Annotated in this window: 10 protein-coding genes and 1 tRNA gene; 10 read left to right on the forward strand and 1 reads right to left on the reverse strand. The window is 59.6% G+C overall.

From position 1 onward, the window contains the following. The first annotated feature begins 78 nt into the window (after positions 1–78). The gene (locus tag AB5164_RS07640; protein WP_368142639.1) at positions 79–1,248 is read left to right on the forward strand and encodes an ATP-binding protein; all 1,170 of its coding nucleotides are present in this window, start codon (positions 79–81) and stop codon (positions 1,246–1,248) included. 106 nt (positions 1,249–1,354) lie between these two features. On the opposite strand, the gene AB5164_RS07645 is transcribed toward AB5164_RS07640, so the two are convergent. Further along, on the reverse strand, positions 1,355–2,128 hold the full coding sequence (locus AB5164_RS07645; protein WP_368142638.1) for a type III pantothenate kinase: 774 nt from the start codon (positions 2,126–2,128) through the stop codon (positions 1,355–1,357). A 196-nt stretch (positions 2,129–2,324) separates the two neighbouring features. On the opposite strand from AB5164_RS07645, the gene AB5164_RS07650 reads away from it, so the two are divergent. From AB5164_RS07650 to AB5164_RS07690, 9 genes are all read left to right on the forward strand, one after another. Beyond that, positions 2,325–2,401, forward strand: a tRNA-Met gene (locus AB5164_RS07650). A gap of 447 nt (positions 2,402–2,848) precedes the next feature. Continuing rightward, a complete protein-coding gene (gene bilR, locus AB5164_RS07655) occupies positions 2,849–4,879 on the forward strand; it encodes a bilirubin reductase, long form (RefSeq protein ID WP_368142637.1) in 2,031 nt (676 codons plus the stop codon). Between the two features lie 449 nt (positions 4,880–5,328). Continuing rightward, positions 5,329–5,724 carry a helix-turn-helix domain-containing protein gene (locus AB5164_RS07660; RefSeq protein WP_368142636.1) on the forward strand — a complete coding sequence of 132 codons (396 nt, stop codon included), beginning with the start codon at positions 5,329–5,331 and terminating at the stop codon, positions 5,722–5,724. Positions 5,725–6,009: 285 nt separating this feature from the next. Continuing rightward, complete coding sequence (locus AB5164_RS07665) at positions 6,010–8,892, forward strand: proton-conducting transporter transmembrane domain-containing protein (RefSeq protein WP_368142635.1); 2,883 nt, start codon at positions 6,010–6,012, stop codon at positions 8,890–8,892. A 12-nt stretch (positions 8,893–8,904) separates the two neighbouring features. Continuing rightward, positions 8,905–9,492 carry an NADH-quinone oxidoreductase subunit B family protein gene (locus tag AB5164_RS07670; RefSeq protein WP_368142634.1) on the forward strand — a complete coding sequence of 196 codons (588 nt, stop codon included), beginning with the start codon at positions 8,905–8,907 and terminating at the stop codon, positions 9,490–9,492. Continuing rightward, positions 9,492–10,211, forward strand: a complete 720-nt coding sequence (locus AB5164_RS07675) for an NADH-quinone oxidoreductase subunit C (RefSeq protein ID WP_368142633.1) — start codon at positions 9,492–9,494, stop codon at positions 10,209–10,211. The genes AB5164_RS07670 and AB5164_RS07675 overlap by 1 nt, the downstream gene beginning before the upstream one ends. Positions 10,212–10,216: 5 nt before the next feature. Further along, positions 10,217–11,305 (forward strand): hydrogenase large subunit, encoded by a 1,089-nt coding sequence (locus tag AB5164_RS07680; protein ID WP_368142632.1) that lies wholly within the window; start codon positions 10,217–10,219, stop codon positions 11,303–11,305. Positions 11,306–11,312: 7 nt separating this feature from the next. Next, positions 11,313–11,654, forward strand: a complete 342-nt coding sequence (locus AB5164_RS07685; protein WP_368142631.1) for a 4Fe-4S binding protein — start codon at positions 11,313–11,315, stop codon at positions 11,652–11,654. Positions 11,655–12,362: 708 nt separating this feature from the next. Next, positions 12,363–15,963 (forward strand): Spy0128 family protein (locus tag AB5164_RS07690; protein ID WP_368147944.1); only part of this gene is annotated, 3,601 nt, incomplete at its 3' end.

Consider the following 15,963-nt stretch of genomic DNA (forward strand, 5'->3'; position numbering starts at 1 on the left):
ATTTAAACGGCTGAAAAAGGGGCATCGACCTGCGCCGATGCCCCCAACGTGGACACACATTTTGTCCTATAAGCCTATATGGACACGTTGACGAGCCTTATTGGCGTGCCGGACATCAAGGTCATCACGGGCATCCGTCGTAGCGGTAAATCAAAATTGCTCGAGGCCCTCCGCGATTACGTGGAGGCAAATCTGTCCAATTCGAATGTCATCCATATCAACTACAACCTCGATGAGTTCGAGAATCTGCTCGAGTATCACGCGCTGCTCGCCTATGTAAAAGAGCATCGAGTGTCCGGCAAACAAAACTTTCTGCTTATCGATGAAGTTCAGATGTGCGACGGTTTTGAGCGTGCGATCAACAGCCTCCACGCATCCGAGCAGTACGACATATTCATTACCGGATCGAATGCCTTTTTGCTGTCGAGCGATCTGTCGACGCTCTTTACGGGGCGTACGTTTGAGATCGAGGTTTTCCCATTCTCGTTTGAGGAGTATCGACTCTATGGCGACGAGGGCGAGGTCGACCGCGACTTCGATGAGTACGCGAGAACCGGCGGTATGTCCGGCTCCTACCCTTATCCACTGCAGGAGCAGCGTTATCAATATCTCTCCAATGTCTTCAAAACGCTCATCGTGAGAGATATCGTGCAGCGGCATAACGTGAGAAACGAATCGGCGCTGCTGCGCATTGCCGATTACATGATGGACAACGTATCCAACATAACGTCGGCACGTAACATTACGGATATTTTGAACGCGGATGGGCTAAAGATAACGAACAAGACGGTCGGCACGTACATGGGGTGCCTGTGCGATGCGTTTGCCTTCTATAAAGTTCGTCGGTACGACATCCGCGGCAAAAAATACCTTAAGAGCGGCGAGAAGTATTACCTGGCAGACCACGCGTTCAAATACGCGCTGCTCGGTACACGTGATATGGATTGGGGACGCGTATACGAGAACATGGTGGCAATCGAGCTGCTGCGCCGCGGATACGAGGTATACGTCGGCGTGCTCTATAAAAAGGAAATAGACTTTGTAGCAATCAAGCGAAGCGAGAAGCTCTACATTCAGGTGAGCGACGACATCAGCTCGGATAAGACATTTGAACGCGAGATTTCACCACTGCTGAGCATTGGCGACGCGTACCCCAAGATGATTCTCGCCCGCACGCATCACGAGGCCACGGACCGCAATGGGGTGCAGATCGTGGACCTGGCGAGGTGGCTGTGCGGCGAGGCGTAGCGGAAAGCCCTATTCCTCAAAACTGAAAATCTTTCGATTTTGAGGAATAGGGCCGATGCGTTGCCTAGTTCGCCGCTCGCGCTCGTGCTCGACTTAAGCCCCTGTCCTATCCCAGCTCCTGCATGCGGCGGTAGATTTCGCAGATACCCTTGATGGTGAGCTGTCCGTCGACCACGTCGAAGGCATCGGTCGAATCGGCGACGATGCTGGCGAGACCGCCCGTGGCGATAACGGTGGCATCCTCGCGGCCCAGCTCGCGCTTCATGCGCGCGACCAGGCCCTCAGCCATGGCGGCGGCGCCCGTTACGGCGCCGACCTTGATGCACTCCTCGGTATCGCGGCCGATGGCGTGCTCGGGCGCCTCGAGCGGCACGCTGGCGAGCTTGGCGGCACGGGCGGCAAGCGCGTCCATGGAGATGCGGATGCCCGGCGCGATCGCTCCGCCAATGTAATAACCGTCCTCATCGATGACGTCGATATTGGTCGCGGTGCCAAAGTCCACCACGATTGCCGGCGCGCCGTAGAAAGTCTCGGCCGCAACGGCGTTGGCGATGCGGTCGGCACCAACGGCCTGGGGGCGCGCCGCGCGCAGCTTGGTCACCGCGGCCGTCTGCGGCCCAATGACGATGGCGTCTGCCGCGATGCGGTCGGCCACGGCGTGCCACTCGCGCGAGAGCTGCGGCACCACGCCGGCAAAGGCGATCGCGTCGACCGCGCCGAGCGAGAGGTCGTACATCTTAAAGAAGCCCATCAGGCGCACGTGAATCTCGTCGGCGGTATAGGAGCGGTCGGTGGGCATGCGCCACGACTGCACCAGCTCGTCTCCGTCAAACAGGCCCATGGCCGTCTGCGTGTTTCCCATATCGATAGCGAGCAGCATGTCTACTCCAGGTGTCGGCGTAAAAGGACGCGCACCATTGTATACGCGCCGCCGACGGCGCTCGGCTGCGATTCGTTTACGGTGATATGGACCGAGGGGTTTAAATATGAAGGAATTATGCTCTACGAGATTTTCCTTGCCGTTTACCGAACTCCCGCGTAATATTCTTTCTTGCGCACATGAGGCGCCCAGACATTGCGGGGTGGAGCAGTCTGGTAGCTCGCCGGGCTCATAACCCGGAGGTCGTAGGTTCAAATCCTGCCCCCGCGACCAAGAACTTGCAGCTCGTCGGCCTAGCCGGCGAGCTTTTTTGTTATCGCGGGACTGTGTTTTCGGTCCAATTCTCGGCTTCTTAAACAAAATCTCGATCTGTAACATCTAGACCCGATTTGGGCGGCTAAGTGTTACAGATCGAGATGTTTCGGCAGGACGGTCTTCGTTTGTCTAAATCTGTAACACGAGAGACGGATTTTGCCGAGTTGTTGTTATAGATTGAGATTTTTTAGCAGGCGGGTTTGGTTTGTCTCGATCTGTAACAGTAAGACCCGGTTTTGTCGCGTAACTGTTACAGATTGAGACAAACCGACGAGCCGCCTCGCCCCATCCACCTGCCGCCACCTGATATTCGCCGATTTCCGTTGTGCCGCCGTGCTCCCATGCCATATCCTCTAGATAACTACGCGGCATCATCGCCGCCGCGCCTACAAGAGAGGAATGTCCATGACCACACCTGCATCCAAGCTGCTCCAGCCCATTACGGTTGGCCCCCTTGAGCTCAAGAACCGCATTATGTTTCCGCCGCTGACCACCGGCTACGAGGAGCGTGACGGTTCCATCGGCGAGCGCAGCCTGGCTTTTTACGAGCGCTTGGCCCGTGGCGGCGTGAGCTACATCGTCATCGGCGACGTCGCTCCCGTCATGACCGCAAGCCCCACGCCCAAGCTGGCAACCGACGCCCAGATCCCCACGTTTAAGGCGCTGGCCGATGCCGTCCACAAGCACGGCGCCAAGGTCGCGCTGCAGCTGTTCCACCCCGAGTACGATGTGCCCGGTGTCGGCCGCATGGTCATGGGCTCCATGGCTGCCGCCAAGGCCGCGCAGGAGGCCAAGGCCGCCGGCGACGAGGAGACCTTTGCCGCCAAGATGGCCGAGTCCAACGAGATCCGCAACCAGGCCTACGCCAAGCTGCATCACGACATGCAGCACTTTGTGAACGAGGCGAGCGTAGAGCAACTCACCCAGATCAAGGAGGCCATCGCTGCCTCGGCCGCCCGTGCGCAGCAGGCCGGCATCGACGCCATCGAGGTCCACGGCGATCGTCTGGTGGGTTCGCTGTGCTCGGCCATCCTCAACCAGCGCACCGACGAGTACGGTGGCTCGTTCGAGAACCGCGTCCGCTATGCGCTCGAGGTCGTCGCTGCCATTAAGGAAGCCGCGCCGCAGCTGATGGTGGAGTACAAGCTCCCCGTGATCATGGAGAACCCCGACGGCACGCCGCGCGGCAAGGGCGGCCTGCAGCCCGACGAGGCCTGCGAGTTCGCCAAGCTGCTCGAGGGCGCGGGCATCGATATGATCCAGGTCGCGCAGGCCAACCACACCGGCAACATGGGCGACACCATTCCGCCCATGGGTGCCATGCCCTACAACTGGACGCTGCCCGTGGCCGAGCGCGTCAAGGCCCTGGTCTCCGTGCCGGTGGCAACCGTCGGCCGCGTGGTCTCGGTCGAGGCCGGCGAGAAGATTCTGGAAGACGGCGCCGCCGACATCATCGCCTACGGCCGCTCGCTCATGTGCGACCCCGACATTGCGCTGAAGGCCGCCACGGGCGAGCCCATCCGCGAGTGCCTCAACTGCAACAAGGGTTGCGTCGACGCGATCCAAAACCGCAAGTACATCTCGTGCGTGCTCAACGCCGAGAACGGTGACGAGGCGACCATCGCCATCAAGCCGGGCGAGGGCGACAAGAAGATCGCCGTGGTGGGCGGCGGTATTGCCGGCCTGGAGGCCGCACGCGTGGCGGCCAAGCGCGGCTACGACGTGACCATCTACGAGGCGAGCGATCACTTGGGCGGCCAGATTGTGCTGGCGGCTGCGCCTCCGCGTAAGGATGAGATCATGCGCTCGGTCGAGTACTACGAGAAGATTCTGCCTGGCCTGGGCGTGAAGGTTGAGCTCAACCACGTCACTAGCCCCGCGGACCTCAACGCCGCCGACGCCGCGATTGTGGCTGTGGGCGCACACGACGTGATCATCTCCGTTCCGGGTGCCGACTCGGAGAAGGTCGTCTCGAGCTGGGACGTGCTGGCCGGCAAGGTGGAGCTCAGCGGCCGCGTCGCCGTCATTGGCGGTGGCCTGGTGGGCACCGAGACTGCCGAGTATCTGCTGCAGCACGGCTGCGAGGTGGCGATCGTGGAGATGCTCGACAAGATTGCCGCGGGCGAGTCCGAGACCATTCTGCCGCTGATTATGAGCGACTTTGCCGAGCACAACGTGGAGCAGCACGTGAAGACCCGTCTGACCGCCATTACCGACGAGGGCGTGGAGGCCATTCGCACCACCGAGGACGGCGCCGAGGAGCCGGTGAAGATCGCCTGCGATTACGTGGTGATGGCCGTGGGCTCCAAGGCCAACGCGTTTGATCTGGACGGCGTGACGGTGCCCGTGACCTGCGTGGGCGACTGCTCGGGTGAGCGCACCGCCGACATCGCGAGCGCCATTCGCACGGCGTATCACGCGGCCAACGAGCTGTAGTTGAACATCGCGGCCAGGCGGGGCGGTAGCACGGATCCGTCTCGCCCGGCTGTGTCCCGTCGGGTGTCAACCGGTGCGGGGCCTGCAAGCGCAGCAGGTCCCGCCCTTTTTGTTTTGCTCCGGTGGATGGCAATGCGCGGTAATCATGAGGAGTGAGGACGTCTACTGCCTCGCAGATCACTCAAAATTATTGGGGGAGGGGTTAATAACTATATCCTCTATACCAAAGGACATAAAGAGATGCCAATTTTGTTGACAAGCGAATGACTATTAGCTGCGAGTCGGCTACCAGCGTAAATAATCGATAAAGAAATGTCGTAATTTGGTGCCAAATGCCCAGATAACGCCGCGCCTATTTTAATTAACTGCTTTGAGCAAACAGTAAAATGCTACTATCTAACTTGCACGTAAGAAAGCAGATTAACGGTTAAGGCTAAGAAGTGGCAGGTATGTCGGAAGCAACTAGGACTCGCACGCATGCGCCTGAGGTTAGGCAGCGCGCCGTCGAGATCCTCCAAGAGGGGGTCGGTCATCGCGCCCTCGCCGCGGAGCTTGGCATTCCCCAGGCCACGGCTCGTCAGTGGGCCCGCGCGTATGCCGTGGGCGGTGCCGACGCCGTTCTCAATGCCGGTTCGCATCATCACACCTATTCGTACGAAGTTAAGCTCGCCGTGGTCAAGGACCGCTTGGAAAACGGCTTAACGGTTCGCGAGGCCATGATTAAGCACAAGATTCCCAGCGAGTCTTCGGTCAAGGCTTGGTGCCGTCAGTACCGCGAGAGCGGTGAGTCCGCACTGGTCGATAAGCCGCGCGGTCGCAAGCCGCGCGTTAAAAAGACGGAATAGCAAACGGGATGGTGCGCCCACAAGGGCGCATTTTTCTTGCCGCGCCAACTTTTTGGACCGGCGCGAGCCTGTCGGGACATCCTCCAAAGTGGCCAATAAACCGCGCACAGTGACCCGCGCGCCTGTCGCTGCGATAGGGGAGCGTCGCCTCTCTGCTCCAAAGCGGACGTGCCCTTGCCTCGTACGCCTAAAACTCCCCAGTTGACCGAAAACCTGCCACCGCAACCCCGTAATTGAGCTATAACGTTAAACAATTGCAGCGTTTTTGCATGGGGGAGTGATGGTATGACGCTACTGTATTTCCTTACCCTATTTCCGCTGGTACCGGCGCTGGGCATGCTGCTCGCGCGTGGTGACCGCGCCCGCGATGCGGTGGGGCTCATAGGCTCCGGCATTATTATGGCGGTGACAGTTGTAGTCGCCGTCATGTTTTTTGGTACGGGTCCGCAGAGCTTTGAGGTTGCCCCCGACACCTCGCATGTGCTCTCGATCATCAGCTCCGTCATCGACGTCATCCTGTGCGCCGTCATCCTGTACAACGCGTTCAAATATAGGAACGCGCTCACCGGTGTGCTCGGCGTGGTGCAGCTGGTGGGCTCGGTCGCCTTTGCGGCCATGACGCTGCCCGCGGCCGAAGCCGTCACCGCAACGCCGCTCTACCTGGACTACATGAGCGTGATCATGGTCCTCGCCGTCGGCATTGTCGGCAGCCTAATCTGCGTGTATGCCTTGGGATACATGAAGGACTTCCAGGCCCACGACGAGCACGAGGCCGCACTGCGCGGGCAGACCGCGCCCGACCGTCGCCCGCAGTTCCTGGCGCTCATGTTCCTGTTCCTCTCGGCCATGTTCGTCATCGTGACGAGCGACAACCTTGAGTGGCTGTTCTGCGGCTGGGAAATCACCACCGTGTGCTCGTTCCTTATGATTGGCTACACGCGCACGCCCGAGGCCATCAAAAACGCCTTCACCCAGATCATCCTCAACATGCTGGGCGGCATCGCGTTTTTGGCGGGCCTTATGTTTCTGCACGTCAATGGCATGCCGCTGACCATCTCGGGCATGATCGAGCTTTCCGGCGCCGGAACCGCGCAGTCCGCGCTGCTGGTGATGCCGGTCGTTCTGCTGTCGCTCGCCGCCCTTACCAAGGCCGCACAGATGCCGTTCCACACTTGGCTGCTGGGTGCCATGGTTGCCCCCACGCCCACGAGCGCCCTGCTGCACTCGTCAACCATGGTCAAAGCCGGCGTGTTCCTGATGGTCAAGCTGAGCCCGCTCTATGCCATCTATCCTGTGACCGGCTTTATGGTCACGAGTGTGGGTGCCATCACGTTTTTGCTCGCTGCCCTCATGGCCATCTCGCAGAGCAACGCCAAACGCGTGCTCGCGTACTCCACCATTTCCAACTTGGGCCTCATCAGTGCCTGCTTGGGTGTCGGCGCACCCGAGGCCGTATGGGCGGCCATCTTCCTGATCCTGTTCCACACGGTGGCCAAGTCGCTGCTGTTCCTGTGCGTGGGCACGGCCGAGCATCATATCGGCAGCCGCGATATCGAGGACATGGACGGTATGTTCAGCCGCATGCCGCACCTGACACGCCTGATGATGCTGGGCATCATGGGCATGTTTGTGGCGCCGTTTGGCATGCTCGTGTCCAAGTGGGGTGCCCTGGTGGCGTTTGCGCAGACTGGCAACGTGCTCATGATCATGGTGCTGGCCTTTGGCTCGGCCGCGACGTTCTTCTTCTGGGGTAAGTGGCTGGCCAAGCTTTCGGGCGTCGACCCCACGGCTCAAAACGTTGAGGTCAATGTCCATAAGACCGAATGGATGGCCCTCAACACCATCGCCGCGTTGCTGATTCTGTGCTGCGTGGCGTTCCCGGTTATCTCGAGCGGTCTGGTGTCGCCTTACTTGGCCATGGTGTTTGGCCGCGTGCCGTACGTTATTGGCAAGGACGCCATGTATCTGATGGTGGTTATCGTGGCGTTTATCGCCGTGGTGCTGCTGACTTCATTCCGCGTGAGCGACAAACCGCACGTAAACGTATATCTTTCGGGTGTGGGAACCGACAATTACCGCCATTTCCGCGGCTCGATGGGACGCGAGGTGAAGGCCGAAAAGCGCAATTGGTACTCGGAGGACGCCCTTGGCGAGAAGCGTATTGGCCCCGCGGGTAGCGTCGTGTGCTGCAGCATTATCTTGTTTGCGCTGCTGTGTTGCGCGTGGATTGGGCCCGAGAGACTTGCCATGAGCGCGCCCTCGGTGCTGCGCGGCAAGTATTTCGAAGGCTCGGGCGTCGTGGGCATATTTATTGGTACCGTGGCGTTTGCCTTGCTGGCGCCGCTTGTGGGCGGCCTGATTGACGGTCTTGACCGTAAGCTTTCGGCTCGCATGCAGGGCCGCGTGGGCCCGCGCTTGCTGCAGCCCTTCTACGACGTTGCCAAGCTGCTGCGCAAGGCCCCCGCCAGCGTAAACACCATGGACGATACCTACATGGCGTGTGCGCTCATCTTTACCGTGGTGGGCGGCGGCATCTTTGTGTCGGGCTCCAACACGCTGCTGTGCGCCTTTATGGTGACGCTCGCCGCGATCTTTGTGGTGCTGGCGTCCGCCTCGACGCAAAGCCCGTTTGCCCAGGTCGGCGCCGATCGTGAGTTGCTGCAGGTTATGAGCTACGAGCCCGCCGTTCTGCTGATGAGCGTGGGCTTGTACCTTGCCACCGATAGCTTCGATTCCATCGCCGTGACGGGGCAGTCGGCCCCCATCATCGTGTACAGCGCGCCCATTTTCCTCGCGCTGCTCGCGGTGCTCACCATCAAGCTGCGCAAGTCGCCGTTTGACCTTTCGTACTCACATCACGCGCATCAGGAGATCGTCCAGGGCGTCGCCACCGAGATGAGCGGCGGCACGCTGGCCAAGATGACCCTTATGCACTGGTGCGAGACCGTGCTGTTTTTGATGTGGGTGGGCATGTTCTTTGTTTGGGACAACCCGGTGAGCTGGGTCGTAGCCCTGGTCGTGATGGCTGCGACGTATTTTGTCGAGGTGCTGATCGACAACACCTTTGCCCGCAGCACCTGGCGCAGCTGCTTTAAGCTCGGATGGGGCGTGGCGCTGGTGTTTGGCCTGCTCAACCTTATGCCCATCCTCGTCGACGTATTTATTTAGGAGGCGGCATCCATGGATCATAAAATGTCGCGCTCGCCGTGGGTTATTCATTACGACGGCTCGAGCTGCAACGGATGCGATATCGAGGTGCTGGCCTCGCTCACGCCGCTGTTCGATGCGGAGCGCTTTGGCGTGGTCAACACCGGCAACCCCAAGCATGCGGATATCTTTTTGGTGACGGGGTCGGTCAATGCCCAGAACCTGCCTGTCGTGCGCCAGATCTACAACCAGATGCTCGAGCCCAAGTGCGTGGTGGCGTGCGGTATCTGCGCGTGTTCGGGTGGCGTGTTCCGCGACGCCTACAACGTGATCGGTGGCGTGGACCGCGCGATTCCCGTGGACGTGTACGCGCCCGGGTGCGCCATTCGCCCCGAGACCGTGATCGATGCCATTGTGGAGGCGTGCGGCATCCTGGATCAGAAGGAGGCCGTGATGCGTGCTGGCGGCGATCCGCTTACCGTGGGCGGCGCTGCTACCTGGGATGGCGGCGTTGAGCTGGGCGAGGACGGGTTTGTGGCTGCGGGGGCCGGGACTGACGCTGCCGGTGACGCGCCTGCCGAGAAGCCCGCAGCGCCCGTCGCTGCAAAGGAGGCCGAGTAATGCAAAAGGCTATCTATACCACCGTCGGGATTGACGAGCTCCTGTCGCATGTCCAGGCGCTCAAGGGCGTCGACGCGCGCTTTGTGCAAATGCACGCCGAGCGCAACGTCGACGACGGATCGTATCGTCTGGTCTATACGTTTATCGACGTTCGTGCTGCTCAGGAGCGGATCGCTCAGGACGGCAGCTATGCGATTGAGAACCTGGTGGTTGAGGGCATCGACCAGTACCAGGAGATTCCGTCCATCAGCTCGTATTACCCTGCGGTGTTCCCGTTTGAAAATGAGGCCCACGACCTGTTTGGTCTCGTCATCACTGACATGCAGATCGACTTTAAGGGCTTTTTCTACCAGGTTTCGACTGCCGAGCCCATGAGCGTTATCACACCCGAGGTGAAGGCCGCGCGCGAGAAGGCCATGAAGGTTCGTGCCGCCGCCGAGGCCAAGGCGCGCAAGGCCGCGGCCGAAAAGGCCGCCGCTGCCACGGCCGCTGCGGGGGAGGGCGTCGCGGGCGCTGGCGATGCTGTGGGCGCTGTCGTCGCTCAGCCCGCTGCGGCTGCCGGCTCCGATGCTCAGCACGATGAAGCTGCTGCGAAGGCCGCGCTCAAGGCTGCCGAGATGGAGGCAAAGCTCGCCGCCATGGATCCCGAGAAAGCGGCCAAGGTCCGCGCGGCGCTTGCCGCCAAGGCCGCCCGCGACAAGCAGAAAAAGGAGGCGTAAGGTCCATGGCACATCGCTCCGTTATTCCGTTTGGCCCGCAGCACCCGGTGCTGCCCGAGCCGCTTCATCTGGACCTGGTGATCGAGGACGACCGCGTTATCGAGGCGATTCCGCAAATCGGCTTTGTGCACCGCGGGCTCGAGAAACTTACCGAAAAGCGCGACATGCACCAGTTTGGCTACATCGCCGAGCGCATCTGCGGCATCTGCGCCGTGGGCCACAGCTGCGGCTATGCCAGCGCCTGCGAGCGCATGCTCGACATCGAGGTGCCCGGCCGCGTGCAGTATATCCGCACCATTCTGCACGAGCTTTCGCGCATTCACTCGCACCTGCTGTGGCTGGGCCTGCTCGCCGATGCCTTTGGCTTTGAGGCGCTGTTCTATCGTTCGTGGACCCTACGCGAGCAGATTCTCAAGATCTTCGAGAGCACGTGCGGCGGGCGTGTGATTCTGTCGATTAACGAGATCGGCGGCCTTAAACACGATATCGAGGACTCCGAGCTGGCGGGCATTGTCCAGACGCTCGATGCCATGCGTCCCGACTACGAAGCCCTGGTGCATACGTTTTTGGACGACAACAGCTGCGGCGAGCGCCTGCATGGCGTGGGCGTGATCAGCAAGAAAGACGCGCTGGAGCTTTCGATGGTCGGTCCGTCCGGGCGCGCCTCGGGCGTGGATTACGACGTGCGCATGTTTGGCGACGGCGCCTATGCGGACCTGGCTGCGTTTGAGCCTATCGTTGCTAGCGATGGCGACTGCTATGCCCGCTGCCGGGTGCGTTGCGCCGAGGTCACGCAGGCCATGGACATCATCAAGGAGCTTGTGGACAAGATCCCACACGACGGTATCGGCGGGCGCACCAAGCTTACGCCGGCCGACGGCGCGCGCGGCGAGGTTGTGATTGAGCAGCCGCGCGGCGAGGCGTATTACTATGTGCGCGGCAACGGCACCAAGAATCTGGACCGCTTCCGCGTGCGCACGCCGACGTCGCAAAACCTGGCGGGTCTGACGCATGCGCTGCAGGGCGTGCTCATTGCCAACGTGCCCATGATTATCCTGACCATCGACCCCTGCATTAGCTGCACGGAAAGGTAGGCGCGGCATGAGTTTGCTGACATTTGCCAAGACGGCCTTGGGCTCTATGGTCAAGCAGCCGGTAACGGTGTGCTATCCACAGGAGATGCTCGCGGCACCCGAGCGCTTGCGCGGGCATATCGTCAACGACATGGACGTGTGTATCTGCTGCGGCATATGCGCGCGTCGCTGCCTGGCGGGCGCGCTCGCGGTCGATCGCAAGGGTGGAACGTGGTCGATCGACCCGTATGCCTGCGTGGTGTGCGGTGAGTGCATCGAGAGCTGCCCCAAGCACTGCCTGACTATGGACACCGCCCGTACCCCAGCCGCAGCGGACAAGACTCCCACAGTAGAAACCAAGCCGGAATAGCGCTGGAATAGGGGCCGGTGGGGCAAAAATGCCCCACCGGCCCCGCGCTTAAACGCGCGGTTGGGCCGCCACGAACAAAACTATGCCGGTTTACTACGATAAGTCGCCTACCCCCAACCACACCGCATTCGGCAAAACAAAAACCGCAGATAGACGGCTTGCATTTTTGCGAAAAAGTCACGCGTGGTCGGGAATCTCGTTTTTATCGTAGTAAACCGGCATAGTTTTGAAATGACACCATATTCGTAACAGCCCTTGATCTCCCCAAGGACGGAGGAAAACGGATCATTTTGGCCTTGCGAGGGCTGCCGCGTGACCCGTCTGCCACGAAATGGGCCCATCTACTACGTTTAAGCCGCTACCCTCAACCATGGCGAATTACGCAAAAACAAAACCGCAGGTAGCGCGTCTGCGGTTTTTCATGAAACGCGGTTATGGTCGGGGGTACCGGACTAAACGTAGTAGATGGGCCAGTTTCGTGGCGAGCGCCACCAATTGATCCCCCGGGGACGGAGGAAAACGGGCCCTTTCGCCCCGTCCATCTTGAGTCGCACCTATTTTCCTGCGAAAACGCCGTGTCTCAACTTTGGTGAGACATTTGTCTCACGCCCAAAACCGAATCTGGAACATGTGTCACCTGCCCTAATTGTGTCTCATTCTGTAACTTTAGGCTGATGCAAGGTCTGAGTCTGCGAGAAGGGAGACGCGATGGGTAAGTACACGAGGGGTCTCTTGGCGGTGATACTGGCCGTGGTGCTGGTGTTGCCGGCTGCAGCATTTGCCATGCTGCCCGAGGCCAACGCCAGGTCCAGCACCGGAATGGACGGACCGACAATGAGCGGAAAGGTCGTCGACCCCGATACCAGCGGCCGCTGGGAAATCTGGGCAGCCGGCCATGGTGGCAATAAGGTGACGACCCAAAACGTCGGTCGAATCTGGACCGACAAGACGGTTAAGGAAACTGGAGAAAACAAAGCGTCAGATTTTGTGACTACGCTTTCGGTGATGTCCTCAACGTCTAATTCGACCGTGACGGTCACCACGCCACTCGACATCGTGATGGTGTTGGATGCCTCCGGCTCGATGGATGATCCTATGGGTGGCGGAGATCGCACCAAGCGTATCGATGCACTGAAGGGCGCTGCGAACAGCTTTATCGATACCATCGCCAAACAAAACGAGGCTATCGAGGGCGTTGATAGGCAGCATAGGGTTGCCATTGTTAAGTTTGCGGGTGATAAGACTGATAAGGTCGGCAATGACACGTACTATCAAGGCCAATACAAGTACAACCACTCGCAGGTAATGAAGGGTTTGACCGATTGCTTCGGCGGCAACGTGAAAGCTCTTAAGGATACAGTTGCTGGAATCAAGCCAAGCGGTGCTACGCGTGCCGACTATGGTCTGGAACTGGCCGGGGATATCACTTCTGGTCGCGCAGATGCCAAGAAGATCGTTGTGTTCTTTACCGACGGCAAGCCAACGAGCTACAGCGAGTTTGATTCTGACGTCGCCAATGCTGCCGTGACGGCTGCCAAGAAGATGAAGGATGGCAAGGCCACCGTTTATACCATCGGCATCTTTAGTGGAGCGGACCCTGTTGCCGATCCCTCGAAAAAGGGGACAAGCGACGTCAACAAGTTTATGCACGCCGTGTCGAGTAATTATCCCGATGCCACGTCGTATGCGAGCGACGAGCTTGGCACGCGTGCGGAAAATTCCGACTACTACAAGTCGGCGACCAATGCTGAAGAGCTCAAGAAGGTCTTCGACGACATCTCACAGGCCATCACATCGGAGCCGCCTTATCCGACCGAAATCCATAAGGGCTACGACGAGACCAAGTCCGGCTACATCACGTTTACCGACGAGCTGGGCGACTTTATGCAGGTCGACGGATTTACCGAAGTCGTCATCAACGGCATGTCGTTTACCAAGGCGAGCAAGACGGTCAACAAAGAAACCAATACCGACACCTACGAGTTTTCCGGCAAGGCAAAAGACCTGCTCATCACCGTGCAGTGTGCTGGCGATGACAATCCCCGGAAGGGCGATATCGTAACGGTTAACATTCCTGCGTCGTTGATTCCGCTGAGTCACTTTAAGACCGTAGACGGCAAGCTTTCGGTCGACAACGTTAAGCCCATTCAGGTGAAGTATGCCTCGAGCGTGAAGAGCGCCGCACTTGACAACCTGTTTACGCCCGAGAAGGCAGCAGGGCTCAAGAACTACATCGAGCATAATACGACTGTCGTTGACGGCACCAAGACCGTGAGCTTCTACGCGAACAAGTGGAGCGGTGGTGCGCTGGGTGATACGGTTGCGACCTTTGAGCCGGCCGACACCAACCGCTACTACTACTTCCAGAAGCAGACTCCCATTTACGCGGATAAGGACTGCACGCAGCCTGCAAAGAATTCGCTGGCAGATACTGGCACCTATTACTACAAGGATGAGTTTGAGGAGCGGGGCTCGAACGGCGAGGCCAAGCCCGCCACTGCTGTCATCGAGTTTGTCGGCGGCGACGCAGCGAAGTTTGACGGCGCTCTTGTTGCCGACGAGGACGGCAACCTTTCGTTTAGCGTGGGAACCGCGCGTTTGGCCTTTATCGATGAGCTCCACACTACCAAGGGCAGCGTGGGCGGCAACAGCACTGGTACCGCGACCGACGTTCTCAGCCCCAAGTGGAACAACGTGTCTGCCAAGGCGACCGCGACGCATGTCAATTCCTACCTGGGCAACAACGGCAAGATCAGCTTTGCGTATGACATGACGCCGGCAATGGTGAACACCAAGGCCAGCTTTGGCCTGACCAAGGTGCTCAAGGGTCGCGACTGGACGAATGCTGACGCGTTTGAGTTTGGCCTGACATCCGAGAGCGGCGCCCCGATGCCTGCGGCTAGGACTGCGACCGTGCGCAAGGCTGACCTGGACCAGGGCAAGGCTGCCATCGACTTCGGCACGATCGAATACACCGAACCTGGCACGTACGTCTACAAGGTCAGTGAAAAGCATGCCGGGACCACGATTGACGGCATCGCCTACAGCAAGAACGTCGCGGAGATCACCGTGACGGTAACGCCCGACAAGAAGGGTGAGCTGAGCGCTGGCGTGAAGGTGACCTCGGGCGAGACCGAGTTCAAGAACGTTTACGCCACGAATCCTGTTGAGTCCAGCGTCACCGACCAGATTACCGTGACCAAGTCTCTGACCGGGCGTGACCTTACGGCCGACGAGTTCAGCTTTGAGCTGCTCGAAATCATTGACAAGGAAGTTAAGCCTGTCGAGACCGTTAAGAACGCCGCCGACGGCAAGGTGACGTTCAGTGCCATCAAGTACACCGAGATCGGCCAGCACACCTACAAGCTGCATGAGGTTAAGGGCAACGCCGGCGGTATTGACTACGATGACGCGGTCTACACCATCGTGACGACCATCGCCGATAACGGCAAGGGCCAGCTGGTTGCCACGCACGAGCTGAAGGACGCCAAGGACGTCAAGAGCATCGAGTTCAAGAACGCCTACACCACGAATGCTACCGAGGCATCGCTTGCGGGTATCAAGAATCTGCAGGTTGACGACGCTCTGACCCCGGCTGATATCACCGGCAAGTTCACCTTTACCGTGACCGGTGAAGAGGGCGCGCCTATGCCTGCGAGCACGAGCGTGCACAACGACGTTGACGGCAAGGTCGACTTTGGCAAGATCGCCTTTACGCTCGACGACCTTAACAAGGCTCTGGGCGAGAAGCCCGAGAAGCGCGAGCACACCTTTACCTACACCGTGACCGAGTCCGGCGAAGTGGCTGGCGTGACCAACGACGCCAAGCTGTCGCGCAAGGTTTCCTTCACCGTGACTGATGACGGCAAGGGCAATCTGAGCGTATCCCGCAAGCCGGACGGCGATGTGGCATTTACGTTCACCAATACCTATAACGTGACGCCTGTCGAGACGAGCGTTACCGACCAGATCACCGCGAACAAGGTCCTGACTGGCCGCAATCTCATGGACAGCGAGTTCTCCTTCGAGCTCGTCGAGGGCGACAAGGTCGTCGCCACCGGCAAGAACGACGCCGAGGGCAACATCACGATGAGCGCCGTGAAGTACACCGAGGCCGGCGAGCACACCTACACGCTGCGCGAGGTCAACGGCGGAACCATCAGCAAGGGCATCACGTACGGCGACGCCAAGTACACCATCGAGACCACCATTACCGACAAGGGCGATGGCACGCTCAAGGCTGAGCATGTCCTGAAGGACGCCACGGCTGCGATCTTCAAGAACACTTACAGCGTGACCCCGACCGATG

It is taken from the genome of Collinsella aerofaciens (assembly GCF_040915425.1).
Lineage (GTDB): Bacteria > Actinomycetota > Coriobacteriia > Coriobacteriales > Coriobacteriaceae > Collinsella > Collinsella aerofaciens_BW.